Origin of the sequence: Pseudoalteromonas sp. TB25 (assembly GCF_000497995.1) — a bacterium.
Classification (GTDB): domain Bacteria; phylum Pseudomonadota; class Gammaproteobacteria; order Enterobacterales; family Alteromonadaceae; genus Pseudoalteromonas; species Pseudoalteromonas distincta.
On the sequence record NZ_AUTI01000446.1, the window covers coordinates 1 to 14,338 of the forward strand.

12 protein-coding genes and 2 pseudogenes are annotated in these 14,338 nt (G+C 38.4%); 2 read left to right on the forward strand and 12 right to left on the reverse strand.

Going from position 1 to position 14,338, the window contains the following annotated elements:
* The 6 genes and pseudogenes from L652_RS0121680 to wecA form a co-directional block, all read right to left on the reverse strand.
* A pseudogene (locus tag L652_RS0121680) lies at nucleotides 1-503 on the reverse strand (lipopolysaccharide biosynthesis protein); the annotation flags it as partial.
* Nucleotides 504-505: 2 nt separating this feature from the next.
* Complete coding sequence (locus tag L652_RS0121685; RefSeq protein WP_024596614.1) at nucleotides 506-1,156, reverse strand: ABC transporter ATP-binding protein; 651 nt, start codon at nucleotides 1,154-1,156, stop codon at nucleotides 506-508.
* 23 nt (nucleotides 1,157-1,179) lie between these two features.
* On the reverse strand, nucleotides 1,180-1,965 hold the full coding sequence (locus L652_RS0121690; RefSeq protein WP_024596613.1) for an ABC transporter permease: 786 nt from the start codon (nucleotides 1,963-1,965) through the stop codon (nucleotides 1,180-1,182).
* The gene (locus L652_RS0121695) at nucleotides 1,966-3,693 is read right to left on the reverse strand and encodes a polysaccharide biosynthesis/export family protein (RefSeq protein WP_024596612.1); all 1,728 of its coding nucleotides are present in this window, start codon (nucleotides 3,691-3,693) and stop codon (nucleotides 1,966-1,968) included. It abuts the gene before it with no gap.
* A gap of 7 nt (nucleotides 3,694-3,700) precedes the next feature.
* Nucleotides 3,701-4,027, reverse strand: coding sequence for a DVU3141 family protein (locus L652_RS0121700; protein WP_024596611.1), 327 nt, complete (start codon nucleotides 4,025-4,027; stop codon nucleotides 3,701-3,703).
* 110 nt (nucleotides 4,028-4,137) lie between these two features.
* Nucleotides 4,138-5,169, reverse strand: a complete 1,032-nt coding sequence (gene wecA, locus L652_RS0121705; protein ID WP_024596610.1) for a UDP-N-acetylglucosamine--undecaprenyl-phosphate N-acetylglucosaminephosphotransferase — start codon at nucleotides 5,167-5,169, stop codon at nucleotides 4,138-4,140.
* A 468-nt stretch (nucleotides 5,170-5,637) separates the two neighbouring features.
* Between wecA and L652_RS0121710 the strand changes: the two genes are divergently transcribed.
* Nucleotides 5,638-7,011 carry an MBL fold metallo-hydrolase gene (locus tag L652_RS0121710; RefSeq protein WP_024596609.1) on the forward strand — a complete coding sequence of 458 codons (1,374 nt, stop codon included), beginning with the start codon at nucleotides 5,638-5,640 and terminating at the stop codon, nucleotides 7,009-7,011.
* Nucleotides 7,012-7,165: 154 nt separating this feature from the next.
* Complete coding sequence (locus tag L652_RS1000000124700) at nucleotides 7,166-7,618, forward strand: transposase (RefSeq protein WP_024596608.1); 453 nt, start codon at nucleotides 7,166-7,168, stop codon at nucleotides 7,616-7,618.
* A gap of 700 nt (nucleotides 7,619-8,318) precedes the next feature.
* Here the strand turns inward: L652_RS1000000124700 and L652_RS1000000125070 are convergent.
* The 6 genes and pseudogenes from L652_RS1000000125070 to L652_RS0121755 all read right to left on the reverse strand — a co-directional run bounded on the left by L652_RS1000000125070 (nucleotide 8,319) and on the right by L652_RS0121755 (nucleotide 14,262).
* Nucleotides 8,319-8,462 (reverse strand): hypothetical protein, encoded by a 144-nt coding sequence (locus L652_RS1000000125070; RefSeq protein ID WP_158000829.1) that lies wholly within the window; start codon nucleotides 8,460-8,462, stop codon nucleotides 8,319-8,321.
* A gap of 49 nt (nucleotides 8,463-8,511) precedes the next feature.
* Nucleotides 8,512-10,435, reverse strand: a pseudogene (locus L652_RS01000000124275) (nucleoside-diphosphate sugar epimerase/dehydratase).
* Nucleotides 10,436-10,605: 170 nt separating this feature from the next.
* A complete protein-coding gene (locus L652_RS0121740) occupies nucleotides 10,606-11,784 on the reverse strand; it encodes a DegT/DnrJ/EryC1/StrS aminotransferase family protein (protein ID WP_024596605.1) in 1,179 nt (392 codons plus the stop codon).
* Nucleotides 11,785-11,809: 25 nt separating this feature from the next.
* Nucleotides 11,810-12,451 (reverse strand): acetyltransferase, encoded by a 642-nt coding sequence (locus tag L652_RS0121745; protein ID WP_029753282.1) that lies wholly within the window; start codon nucleotides 12,449-12,451, stop codon nucleotides 11,810-11,812.
* Nucleotides 12,444-13,043, reverse strand: coding sequence for a sugar transferase (locus L652_RS0121750; RefSeq protein WP_029753281.1), 600 nt, complete (start codon nucleotides 13,041-13,043; stop codon nucleotides 12,444-12,446). The genes L652_RS0121745 and L652_RS0121750 overlap by 8 nt, the downstream gene beginning before the upstream one ends.
* Nucleotides 13,036-14,262, reverse strand: a complete 1,227-nt coding sequence (locus L652_RS0121755; protein ID WP_024596603.1) for a glycosyltransferase family 4 protein — start codon at nucleotides 14,260-14,262, stop codon at nucleotides 13,036-13,038. Before L652_RS0121755 ends, L652_RS0121750 begins: the two co-directional genes overlap by 8 nt.
* Nucleotides 14,263-14,338 lie beyond the last annotated feature (76 nt).

The following is a 14,338-nucleotide window of genomic DNA, read 5'->3' on the forward strand; positions in this document are numbered from 1 at the left end:
ACACCTAAGCCACTAAGTAGCGCCATTGAAGGGTCCATTGTTGCCATGCCGTCGGGCTGCTGAATTATTAATTGTGCACGGCTTTCAAAACGTGGGGCAGCCCATACAAGCTGATAAAACGCGAACAAAATGAAAGGCACAACCAATAGTACAAACCATGGCTTAGCAAACAAGTGTAGGCCGCGCTTATTATTTAACTTAGCCATAGCAGCTTGCTTTACGTTTGGTTTTGTATTTTGCTCGGTAGAGGTACTTGTTTGTGCTTTACCCGGTTGGTTATTTATTTTATTAGTAAGCCTAGTTAGCTCTTTTTGTATATATTGATTTGTGGGATCAATATTACGAGCGCGCTGCATAACACGCCTTGCTAGGTATACATCGTTTTGCTCTAGTCCCTGCGCAAGCCCCATGAGCTTTTCGCCATTGTGCCAAATAATTTTATCGGTTTTTTTTGCTAGCTCGGTAAAGCGTTGTTCTATTTTTTCTACCGCTTGTTGACTCATAATTATAATGCCTGGTAATGAGCAATTCCTTGCTCTAAATCGTTGTAAAAAGTAAGTTCGCCTTGGTGCAATACAATGGCGCTATCACAAAAATGGCGCAGTTCGTCCATTTCGTGGCTTACCATTATCACATTAGCATTTTTACTTTTTTGTGTGAGGGCTTCGCGTGTTTTTTTTCTAAAGCTTGCATCGCCCACCGAGGTAACCTCATCTATTAGGTATACGTCAAAATCTATACCTATTGAACAAGCAAATGCTAGGCGGGGTTTCATGCCACTTGAGTATGTATTTACTGGCAAATCAAACTTTGGGCCTAGCTCGGCAAATTGGCGTACACGGCGCACGTATTGGTCTAAGTCGGCAACACCGTTAATCATCCCTATAAAGCGGGCGTTTTCGGCGCCGCTCATTTGCGGGTGAATCCCTGTGGCAAGCGCTACCGGCCACGATAAGTGAAGGTCGGTAATAACTTCACCTTTATTAGGGTATTCGCTGCCGGCAAGCATTCTAAAAAGAGTAGACTTACCTGCGCCATTAGAGCCTAAAATAGCAATGTTATGGCCGCTGGGTATTTCAAAGCTTACATTTTTAAAAATATATTGGTTACCTAGCGTAGAGGGATAGTACTTGGTAACATTTTGCAGCTTAATCACTTAATACTCCTTGTTGCATAAGGTTACCTGCTTAGCGCCTGTTTCCACGAAACGTGGTAAACAGCTAAAGCAAAAAACAATAATACAATCGTACAAGCTAATAAATAAAACTCACTTACTGCCTCTGTAGGGTAAGTACTATAAGCCGCATGACGAGTTAACTCTATTGCATGCAAAAGTGGGTTCCAATCTAAATACGACCAGTACTCTTTGGGTATATCCTCCATCGAAAAAAATACACCCGATATAAAAAACAAAGGCCTAGTTAAAATACCTCGTACTTTAGTAATTTCAGGTACATAACATTGCCCAATAGCAAATAGTAACCCGAGTGACATCGCTATAATCCATACAGCAAAAACGTTTGTTATTAAAAATAATGGATCGTCTATATTAATATCCATTTTAAGTAAAAACATTAGTAATAAAATAAGTACAAAAACAAATAGCTTAACTAACAAATCAAAAAAACTACTGGCCACAACGCTACTAATTGGCTGCACTTGCCTAAAGGCAAATAAGGCCTTATTTTTTTTTATTGAATTTGCTGAGTTATTTAAAGTTTCTAAAAACAATTGAATTAACAGCATGCCGTACATCATAAATTCGAATGTGGGCACTGTATGCGAGTCACTACCTGAGATCAGGCCGCGTAAGTACGATAGTAAAAATATAAAGCTTAATGGCTGAAATACCGCCCACGCTAAACCAAATTTATCGTTGAAGCCTGTGCGGATTTCTCGTACAAAAAGGGCAAATATAACGTCGCGCCATATTGCCCAGTTATTACGTTTAAGTACTGTGGTCATTTAGGTGGCCACATTTGCCGCAATAGCAATTTGATAAATTATTTGCGTTATATCTTTAACCGATTGCAAAAACTTGGTGTCTACTTTTGGAAGTACCAAAATTTGGTCACCTGGTTTTAAGGTGCCGTAAGCGTCTACGTCTATCATGCCGTTAGGGTGTATAACCATTATTTGCTCGTAATTGGCTCGTTCGCTGTAGCCACCCGCCCATGATATGTAGTCGTCAATTGTTGCATTTGGGTTGTACACAAGCGCTTGTGGCATGAGTACTTCGCCGCCTATGTGTATTAAATCAGTTTTTGCTGGTATGTATATTACATCCCCCTGCTCTAACCTAATATTTGCAACTTGACCTTGATCAGAAATAACTACTTTGCCAAGTGGAACCGCTTTGCGGGCACGTTCGGTAAACTCTAAAATCATTTTACCTTCTTCGGCTCTTATTTTAGCTTCTCCGTCGGACGACGCTGGGGCGGTAAATATGCTGCGCTCTAATCGGTCTAACGCTTGGTCAATCATCTCTTTTTGTTTTTTAGCTACGCTTTTACGCTGTATATAAATTGACTTGTAGTCAGCAAGGTCTTTATTTATTTGTATATTGGCAAGTAAGTCGTGCAAGCGTGTGTTATTTTTTACTGCAAAGTACGAAGGCCCTAAATAACTGCCAGCTACCTGAATGTCGAGTACCTGCGCACGTATATCGTCGTTAAAAATAAGGCGATCGCCATCTTTAAGTGTAAAGCTTTTAAACTCGTTGTAAGGTAAGTAAACCGAAAATGGGCCTGTTTTACGATCGCCCACTATCCCTACGTGGCTTACTTTAGCAAGTGGCAAGGCAAATTTTGCTAGTTGCTCACCCGTTGCTTGATTATCTTTAAACTCAAACCTAAATGGTGCTCTTACACTTCCTGATACAACAACTGTTGCCTTTTGGCGCTCAACTAAAATTACGTCGTTGTCTTTAAAGTTAAACTTAGGGAGGTAACCACTTAGTATAAAGTCGTATAGGTCAATATTTTGAATTACTTTATCGTCTCGTAATACCTTTATAGAGCGGTAACTGCCTCGCTCAGAGTCTATTCCACCGGCTCGCTTTAAGTAGTACAAAATACTGTCGGAGGCTATACCTGCATATTGCCCAGGACGAACAATGCTACCACTTATGTAAACACTCACTGGCGTTGCTGTAAGTAAGTTTACGTATATTTGTACGCTACTTTTATATACTTCTTTTATTTTATTGCTTACGTAACTATTTAGCTGGCTTGCTTTTACGTCTGCTACGTATACAGGACCTACATTAGTTATAAATAAATTACCTTGGTTATCAACCGTTATAACTTCTGATTGATTTATTGCACCCCACAGCCAAATAGAAACTTTGTCGCCTGGTGCTATTGTATAGTCGTCGTTCAAACCATCTTGGCGCTCACTTTCGTAACCTCCTGCAAATAAGTTTGCACCATATGGAGGTGGTAAGCCAAGCTCAGGAGTAGGTAGTAATTCAGCCGCTGACATTTCGCCTGGTAATAATGTTCCAGAACGCCCTTGTTTATTATATGTTCCATTTTGTAACGCAGCATTAGGTAGTTGCGTTTGAGTTGTACCTGCGCTTTCAAGCTGGCTTAAAGACATTTGTTCTGCTGCAGTAACATTAGCGCTAAATAGACTAAAAGTAGAGCAGGTTAATATTAAAAATGTTTGAAATATTTTGCTTAGCATGTTCATAAAGGGCTTAAGCTCCAAAGCTAATTTGGTTGTTTTTGTTTTCAATTACTTGAGGCGTTACTACCCATTGCTGGTTGGTATTTTTACACACAGCTCGACGTTCTTGTTCGGCTAATTGTTCTGCTCTTTTTAAATAAACCACTCTACAGTTTTCACCCAATGCTGACGTATAATGCAGGCCTAATGTAAACTCAATATTATTGTATTGCCCTGTATAGCCTTGCGGCTTAGAGTCTAATACATCACTTAAATACGTGGGTAATGCGCTAGCACTGTTAGATTTTATTGGTTCGTCTATTAGAGCACGTGTGGCATGAAGAACAGGGGGTGACATAGCACAGCCTGTTAAAAACAGAAAAGGGAGAAGTGATAGTATAACTTTATTATTTTTCATTATTTATTTTCTAATCTATTGGTAAGTAACAAAATAAAATCCTTGATGTGCTAAATTTTCGTTAGCTTTTTCCATACTTGTTTAGTAATTGCCGAATAACACATAAAAAACAATAAAAAAGACACTAGCATTATCCACTCTGCAACTGCATAAACTTCAGCCAAACAACCTAGTAGGGCAAGTATACTTGCACCAGACGAAATAACAATAAGCGAAAATCGATGACTGTAACCTGCAGCTTCAAAAATATGATGCAAATGCTGTCTGTCAGCCTGAAAAGGGGATACACCTGATTTGACTCTTCGCATTATTACTGTTGCCATATCCATTAAAGGTACAGCAATTATATACAAGGCAGTTACAGGTCTTAATGCTGGCGCATCTAACTCTATCCCTATTACCATAAGCCAAACTAGCGTTAAGCCTATGAGCATATTACCCGAGTCACCCATAAATATTTTTGTAATTGAACTGTGAAGCTTAAGATTAAATATTAAATAACCCAGTAAGGAAGCAATAAACAAAAACGGTAGTAAATACCATGTATTAGTTACTCGACTTAATAAAAATGCTAAAGCTGTAAATGCCACTAAACTAAGTAAGCCGACCAACCCGTCCATGCCATCCATCATGTTAATGGCATTTATTCCAGCTATTATGGCAATAACCGTTAGTATAACCCCAAACATCCCTAGTTTTAGCTCAAAACCACCTAAAATAAACCCTAAACTGTGTAAGTATATTTCTGTGCCAAATATAACTAACGAGGCAACTAATACTTGCGCCACAAGCCGAACTTTAACTGATAATTGGTAACGATCGTCAAGAGTACCTAAAAAAAGTACCAACGCTGATGCAACTAAATAAATATTTAAGTTTTGACTGTGTTCTATAAATAGCATTGAGGTAATTAAAACGGCCAAATATATTGCAATTCCGCCAACTAAAGGAATGTTTCCTTTATGTGTTTTTCGTTCGCTTGGGAAGTCAACCAGCCCTGTTTTTATAGCTATAGGGTTAATCACTTTTATGGCAACAAGTGAGATAATAAACGTAATTGAGGGGGGAAACCAAAAATCCATTATGTATCCATATGTGTAAAAGTATAGTTAAAGCGCAACGAATATGTACTTCTCATAAGTATACAAAACCTTTACATTTATGCATGGCTAATTACAACTATATTATCAAGACAAAGCACTTAAAACACATGATTTATCACTAGTTTTATAATAATTTGTTTTTTCAATGTTAAAAATAATACCACAAATAGTTGTTTAAAGTACTTCAATACTATTACAGCTTTAATTCTATCTCTCGATAACCGACCATAGCGTGCAATCGACAGTATGGTAAATAAATATGGTTAAATCTAGCCTGAACGTTGATCTACGACAGCTAAATTATAAATAACTTAGGAATTAAGTTTTAATAAAGAAAATATGCTTTCTTTATTATTAAAACACTGCGGCTATAGCCTACCTTGAATCTTTGTAATTTAACTTCTACTGTAAATATCATTACAAAAACACTAATTACTGTGAGCCATCATGCAAATACTTCACCACGGAGCGGTTAATGGAGTTACCGGTTCGTGCCACGAGCTAGTAATTAACGAGCAAACAAGTGTGCTTGTTGATTGCGGGTTATTTCAGGGTGAGGATTCTAAAGCAGACCTTTCAATAGAGTTTAATATTACTCATGTTACTGCGCTTATTGTTACCCATTGCCATATTGACCATGTTGGTCGAATTCCTTACTTATTAGCAGCCGGTTTTAAAGGCCCTATTTTTACAAGTATTGCATCGGCCAGTTTATTACCTTTAGTAATTGAAGACGCTTTAAAAGTGGGTGTAACCCGCGACCCTAAAATTATAGCTGCCTGCTTAAGCTTATTAAATAAACGCATAGTTGCTGTTGATTATAAAACGTGGTTTGAACTGCCTTGCAAAGCGCCCGATAAAGCTAAGGCGAGATTTCAGCGTGCTGGGCATATATTAGGTTCTGCCTACGTTGAAATTGACGTTACAAATAGTGATAACAACAAACATCGCGTTGTATTTTCAGGTGATTTAGGCGCACCGTATACCCCGCTACTCCCTTCGCCTAAGTCGCCTTATAAAGCCGACACTCTAGTTATTGAATCAACCTACGGTGATAAAAATCATCAAGGCCGTAAAGAGCGTACACAAACGCTAAAAAACATTATTGAACGCGCAGTAGCCGACAACGGCGTTATTTTAGTCCCTGCTTTTAGTATTGGCCGCACACAAGAGCTGCTTTACGAGCTTGAGCAACTCATACATAGCTCATCTAAAAAGTCTAAGTGGCGAGACATTCACGTAATACTCGACTCCCCTATGGCAGCCAATTTTACTGAGCAATACAAAAAGTTTAAACACCTATGGGATAGCGAAGCTAAACGCAAAGTTGCAAACGGTAGGCACCCGCTCGATTTTAAAAACCTAACTACGGTTGATTCACACAAAGAGCACATGGCTGTTATTAACTATTTAAGTACGCGGCAAACACCAGCCATAATATTAGCGGCAAGCGGTATGTGCACAGGGGGCCGAATAGTTAATTATCTTGAGCGATTTTTAAATGACAAAACCACCGATGTATTGTTTGTAGGTTACCAAGGTAATAAAACACTCGGCCGCGAAATTCAAAAATATGGCCCACGTAATGGCTATGTTTTTATAAACGATGTTCGCATTACTATAAACGCCAAAGTTCATACAATTAGTGGCTATAGCGCCCATGCCGATCAAAACGGATTAATTAAGTTTGTAACGGGTATGCGTAAAAAGCCAAGCCATATAAAAATTGTGCATGGCGATGATGATGCAAAAAACGCGTTAGCAGCAAAGTACAAAGAGGTTTTAGGTAATGATGTTGAAGTTGAGATAGGTAGATCGTAGGCGAGAAGCTTTTTATCGCAATTTAATAAATACGTAAAAGCTGCGCTTTTAGTGCGCCAGCAAACAAGGCGCTCACATACGTTGGAGGATGAAAATCCACGTAGGCGTGAAGCTTGGTCACGCTATTTAATTTATTCAAATGGAAATTAATTATATGGCAAACACACGTAAACGTTTAAAAGGACGCTGCACTTCGGTAAACGCTTATTACTCTATTACAATTTGTTGTGATTTTCGTAAGCCAATATTTGCTAACTTTTTATGTGCAAGGTTAATTGCGAGTGAACTCATTAAGTTTTCAAAAAACAATTCACTTAATACTATCTGCTACGTAATCATGCCTGATCATATACATTGGATTTTACAGTTAAATAGTAGCCTTGACCTTTCAAATCTAGTTAGGAATTTTAAAAACATTACAACTTATAGACTTAATAAACATAGCGGTACGCATGGAAGAATATGGCAATCAAATTACTATGACCACAAAATAAGAAATGATGAAGATTTAATAGGTCAAGCGAGGTATGTAGTCGCAAACCCTTTACGTGCTGGCTTAGTGGACAACATAAAGAAATACCCATATTGGGATTGTGTTTACTTGTAAAGAGGTGGCTTTAAAGCGCCAGTAAGCAAGGCGCCTACATGGTCACCATACATCGAGGGTAAAATTCGCGTAGGCGTGAAGCTCGCTCACGCAATTTGATGAATACGTAAAAGCTGCGCTTTTAGTGCGCCAGCAAGCAAGGCGCCTACATGGTTACATACACCGAGGATAAAAATCCACGTAGGCGTGAAGCTTGCTCACACAAGTTAATAAATACGTAAAAGCTGCGCTTTTAGTGCGCCAGCAAGCAAGGCGCCTACATGGTTACATACACCGAGGATAATAATCCACGTAGGCGTGAAGCTTGCTCACGCAATTTGATGAATACGTAAAAGCTGCGCTTTTAGTGCGCCAGCAAGCAAGACGCCTACATGATCACTACACCGAGGATGAAAAATTCGCGTAGGCGTGAAGCTTGCTCACGCAATTTGATAAATACGTAAAAGCGGTGGTTTTAGTGCGCCAGCAAGCAAGACGCCTACATGGTCACTACACCGAGGATGAAAAATTCGCGTAGGCGTGAAGCTTGCTCACGCAAGTTAATAAATATATAAAAGCAGCGCTTTTAGTGCGCCAACAAGCAAGGCGCCTACATATTCACCTAGACCGAGGATGAAAAATCCACGTAGGCGTGAAGCTTGCTCGCGCAATTTAATAAATACGTAAAGCTGCGCTTTTAATGCGCCAGCAAGCAAGGCGCCTACATGGTCACTATACCGAGGATGAAAAATCCACGTAGGCGTGAAGCTTGCTCACGCAAGTTAATAAATACGTAAAGCTGCGCTTTTAGTGCGCCAGCAAGCAAGACGCTTGCATGGTCACCATACACCGAGGGGTAATCCACGTAGGCATTTCATTCCCTAAAAACATCAAACTATTGAAATCTATTCGCTTTAGGAGCCACTTACGTTTGGTAAAACTGTAACATTCGTTTGATTATTAAATTTTTGTTTCCAGTTTAAATCACAAATACCGTCAGTTGGTGAAAAAGCAGTAGGTGCGGTTAAAAGTAATCTACGTATTTCTTGGTGATCGGTTTCGTCACAGGCTAATTTAAGCTTATCTAAAAATGGAGACAGTTCACTCCATGGCATTTTAATTTCTTGTGCACTTAGGATTCTTGGATGGTCGGTGCCAATAACGTTGTCTCCTATAAGGAGCTCTTCAAAAAGCTTTTCACCCGGGCGTAAACCTGTGCATTGTATTTCTATATCGCCATTTGGTCGTTTTGCGTGTTTAACTTCAAGCCCTGACAAGTGAACCATTTTAATAGCTAAATCTTTAATTTTAACAGGCTCACCCATATCGAGTACAAACACGTCACTTCCCACACCCATTGCGCCGGCTTGAATAACTAGCTGAGCTGCTTCTGGAATTGTCATAAAGTAGCGGGTTATGTCTTGGTGAGTTAGTGTTATTGGACCACCTGCTTTAATTTGCTTTCTAAACAGGGGTACAACAGATCCTGACGATCCTAAAACATTACCAAATCGAACCATGGTAAAACGTGTTGTGTCTTGGATTTCAGATAGCCCTTGCAATACTAATTCAGCCATGCGCTTAGTAGTACCCATTATATTTGTTGGGCGTACTGCTTTATCTGTTGATATAAGAACAAAAGTTTCTACCTTTGTATATATGGCCGCAGTTGCTAAGTTATACGTGCCGTAAACATTATTACGTACGCCTTCTACAACATTGTGTTCAACTAAAGGTACATGCTTATACGCTGCTGCATGGTAAACAGTTTGAACACTAAAAGTAGAAAATGTTGACTCAACTAATTTTTTATTTTGAATAGAGCCCAGTATTGGTAGTATTTCAATATTTAAGTCATTTTTTGCACAAAACTCTGATAGCTCTTTTTCAATTGCGTAAAGCGCGAACTCAGAAAGTTCGAATAACACTAATTTAGTCGGACTATTTTTTACTATTTGCCTACAAAGCTCAGAACCTATAGAGCCGCCGGCACCTGTAACCANCGGCTATATTTGCCGACATTAAATCTTGGCGAGGTTGAACTGAATCGCGGCCTAGCAGGTCGTCAATTTCAACATCTTTTACTTCATCAAGATTAGTTGTTCCTGCAACAATATCTGCCATACCGGGAACAGTCATAACTTGTAATTTAAATTTTTCTATTGCGTTAAGTACTTCTTTTCGACGACTGCGAGATGTACTTGGTAGTGCCAATAATATTTTATTTGCACACTTTTGCTTTGCAATTTCAGCAATTTGCGACGGTGCATGCACACAAATACCTTGAATTAACGATAAATGCTTTTTAGGGTCGTCGTCTATAAATGCGACTGGTGAGTATTCAGGGCCATTTGCTAAGGCAGTTGCTAATTGGCGGCCAGCAGAACCAGCCCCATAAATAATTACGCCTTCTTTGCGGCGCATAGTTATTTGGCCAACTACAGCTCGCACGGTTAGCCTTGCACCACCAACAAATAAAATACAAAAGCTGGCATAAATAAAAGGAACGGTGCGTGGTACTGGCGCACTAAGAAAAAAAGATAAAATAGTTAAATAAACAGTCGAAAGTACAACACCGGCAATAATGGCCCACATAGCCTGTGTGTTCATATAGCGCAGCACAGCTCTGTAGAGCCCAAGCTTTACAAAGCTTAATAAGCTAAGCGGCAATAATGCTGATAATAAAATCCAAGTATGTGTATTTTTTAAAACGACGGTGCTGTCTAGCCTTAATAAAAAAGCCAGCCAAAAAGCAACAATTATAAATACGCTATCGATGAGGAGAGAAATAATTCTTTTTTGAGGACGAGGTAAATTAACTAAAAATTTTAAAGACACAATACATTTCCCTGAAGCTAGCAGTAAGACTACTATTCTATTGATTACAATTTTACTACAAGATGAACAACTATTGCACTTAATAAATAAAGACTATATGTAAATATTTATATAGTCTTTATGTATTTGGTTATTTTTTGTTAGTAAACGTTATCGTTAGGTATATGTTTTTATTTTAAAGAAGCTAAAACAAGCACTTCGTTGATTATTTGAGCTGTTTTACCTATTTCGCTTTCAGTCAAAGTTGGATGGACCAAAAACATAATTGACGTTTCTCCTAATAGTACTGCATTAGGTAAACGTTTTTTAGGTCTCCAAGGGGTATCATCAAATGCTTTTTCAAGATAAACCTCTGCACAACTACCTTGGAGACACGGTACACCACGTTCCGTAATTTCGTTTACTATACGGTCGCGATCCCAATCATGAGCCAAACATTCTGGTTTTATAAACATATAGTGCTTATATTGAGCATGTTCGATATGTTCTGGTACATTAACTAATCTTATACACTCGAAATTCTCTGCTGCACTATCGAGCAATGTACTATATGCTTGGCGTTTTGCGGTCCAATCAGCCATACGCTTTAGCTGAATACGACCTATAGTAGCTTGCATTTCGGTCATACGCCAATTAGTGCCAAAGCTCTCATGTAGCCATCTAAAACCTGGTGGATGCTCTCTATTATAAATAGCATCAAAGCTTTTCCCGTGGTCTTTATAGCTCCACATGCTTGACCATAACTCTTTTGAGTTAGTCGTTACCATGCCGCCCTCGCCACCTGTGGTCATTATTTTATCTTGGCAGAAACTCCATGCACCTATGTGACCAATGCTTCCAACAGAACGACCTTTATATTTAGCACCATGCGCTTGTGCACAGTCTTCAATTACATAAAAACCATGTTCTTTGCTGAGCGCCATTATTTCATCCATTTCCGCTGGCATACCTGCTAAATGAACAACAATAACTGCTTTAGTTTTTGATGTAAGTACTGCTTTTATAGATTCGGCGGTAATAGCTTGGCTATTCAGATCGACATCTGCAAATACAGGTGCTGCTCCTGATGTAACAATACTTGAAGCAGATGCTAAAAAGGTGCGTGGTGTAGTTATTACTTCATCACCAGCGCCGATGTTTAATGCCTTGAGTGCAAGATCAAGTGCTAATGTGCCATTACCTAACGCTATTGCGTATTTGCTGTCAGCCCAGCTTGCAAATTCTTTTTCAAATTCACGGCCTTCAGTACCCGTCCAATAATTTACTTTATTAGATAAAATAACACGGCTAACTGCATCGGCTTCTTCTTGTGTAAAGCTAGGCCATGGGGAAAATGGGGTATTTAACATGAAATTCCTATAAGATTTAAAAGGCTTAACTATTTTCTGAAACTTTAATGCAGGGAGAGCCATAAGCAATTACACCTGATGGTATATCTTTAACAACCAAACTACCTGCACCAATTAATGTATTATCGCCAATATTAATAAGTTGTTTTACTTTACTTCCAATACCTACCCAACTACTTCGCCCAACGTAAACTCCGCCAGCTAACGAAGTACCAGGACAAATATGGGTAAAGTCACCTATTTTACAATCATGCTCAATTATAGCTGAGGTATTAATTATACAGCCACGGCCTATTACTGCGAAAGCGTTAATAATAGCGTTGGCAGCTATAACAGACCCAGAATCTATTTGAGCATATTTACTTATAATTGCACTTGGGTGTATTAGGATTGGAAGTGTGTAGCCATTTTTGGCTAACGTTTTTATTTTTTCTTCTCGAGTATTATTGTGACCTATAGCAACAGCAACATTCATGTTGTTACTAGGTACATTCAGCAAATCTGAAAATGTACCTACAACAGACCAATGTTCTATATTTTTTTTATTAGGATAAGCATCATCATAAAAGCTAACACTAAAGCCTAGCTGCTCCGCAATATCAGCTATTATTTTACCGTGGCCGCTAGCTCCTAAAATAGCCAGCGTTTTTAAAGCTGGCTTAGTCATTATTAGAACCTTTAAAAGGCTCAATAGTTACGTGCCCATCTGCACTGATGCCCTCTCTTACAAAAACTTTTTTTACTGTTAACAGTAATATTTTTATATCGAGGAGGAAACTTTTATTTTCTACATACCATACATCAAGCTTAAACTTTTCATCCCAGCCAATTGCATTACGACCATTTACTTGTGCCCAACCTGTTATACCAGGTCTTACATTATGGCGTTTAGCTTGTTCTGAGTTATACAGCGGTAAATACTGTACTAGTAGTGGCCTTGGCCCAACTAAGCTCATGTCGCCTTTAATAACATTAAACAAGCCAGGTAGCTCGTCTAAACTGGTAGAACGTAGAAAAGCACCAAATTTAGTCATTCTTTCGTTATCCGGAAGCAAGTTACCGTGCTTATCTTTGGCATCGAGCATGCTTCTAAACTTCATCATTTTAAACACTTTACCGTTTAAGCCAGGGCGGTCTTGCGTAAACAAAATAGGTGAGCCCAATTTGATCCTGATTAACGCAGCAACCAGTAATATAACTGGAAGTAAAATCAAAAATACAATTATTGAAACCGTTAAGTCAAAAAGATACTTAATCATTAATAGCATCCTGTAGCGTTTTTTCGACTCTTGTAGCCATCATGTCTCTAGAAAAATGTTCATAAGCTAGTGTTTTACAGCTATTCACGGCTGCTTCGTAATCAGATTTACTGTCAAGAAAGTCACTAATAAGCATACTAGATGCCTTGTAATCATCCGCCTCTAAAACTAAGCCACATTTGTGTTCTTTAATGAAGTCTTTTTGCCAACCACCGTAATTAATTGCGATGGGCGTTTTTGAAGCTAGTGCATCAAACAGCTTATTTGCAGAATTATGCCACATCTCTTTTACTGGACCGAATAATGACAAAGATAAGTCTGCGGCAGATAATAAACGAACTATTTCTGTTTTTGGTACTGGGTCAAGAAAGTATAGGTTTTTATTGTAAACACCTAGCGCTCTTGCTTCGCTTATTATCTTCTCTTTTTCCATCCCGTCACCAATTGCAACAAAACATAAATTTGGATTAGAGTTCTGCGCAGCTTTTGCCAAGCCCACAATATAGCTCACATTATTAATTAGACCGAATGTACCCGTATATACAACAAGTTTTCTACCATTAACAAAACTTAAATTAGATTTTAAATAATCGATGCCAACATCTTCACTAACATCAAACAAACTCGTATCACAACTATTTGTAGCAAGGGTTACTTTGTCAGGTGAAATTCCATGCTTTATTATTCCATCACACATGCCTGGTGAAAGACCAATCAATCTAGTTGAATTTTTATAGGTATATTTTTCTAACCATGTTGCAAATTTTATTATTAATTTATTTTTTATCACACCAGCAGCCACAGGCAATTCTGGCCAAAGATCACGCACCTCAAATACTAGAGGCCTTTTTTTGCACTTAGAGTAAATCACACCGGGTATTGCAATAGTTAAGGGTGTACTTGTTGCAAAAACCACATCGGCTTTGATAGAAAAAGATTTAACTGTTGAGCTTACTGAAAATCTAATAAATTTTAAAATTCGCTTAAAAAAACTATCTTTATTTGAATATGCTAGATGTAGAACGTGTAGTTTTATACCTTCAATATCTATAAGGTTCCAACCATGGTTTAGATTATAGTTTTCTGAAAAATAAGCCGAGCTAGTAATAAATGTAACATCATGACCACTTTTAACTAGTCGCTTAGCCATTTCATAAGATCGCGTTCCAGCATTTGACTCAGGCGTAGCAAAGTATTGATGTAGATATAGGATTTTCATTAGTTATCCTGTTTATAGATTTGAACTGATAGGTTTGACATTAATTTGATCAAAGCCAGAACTTAATGGTATCAAA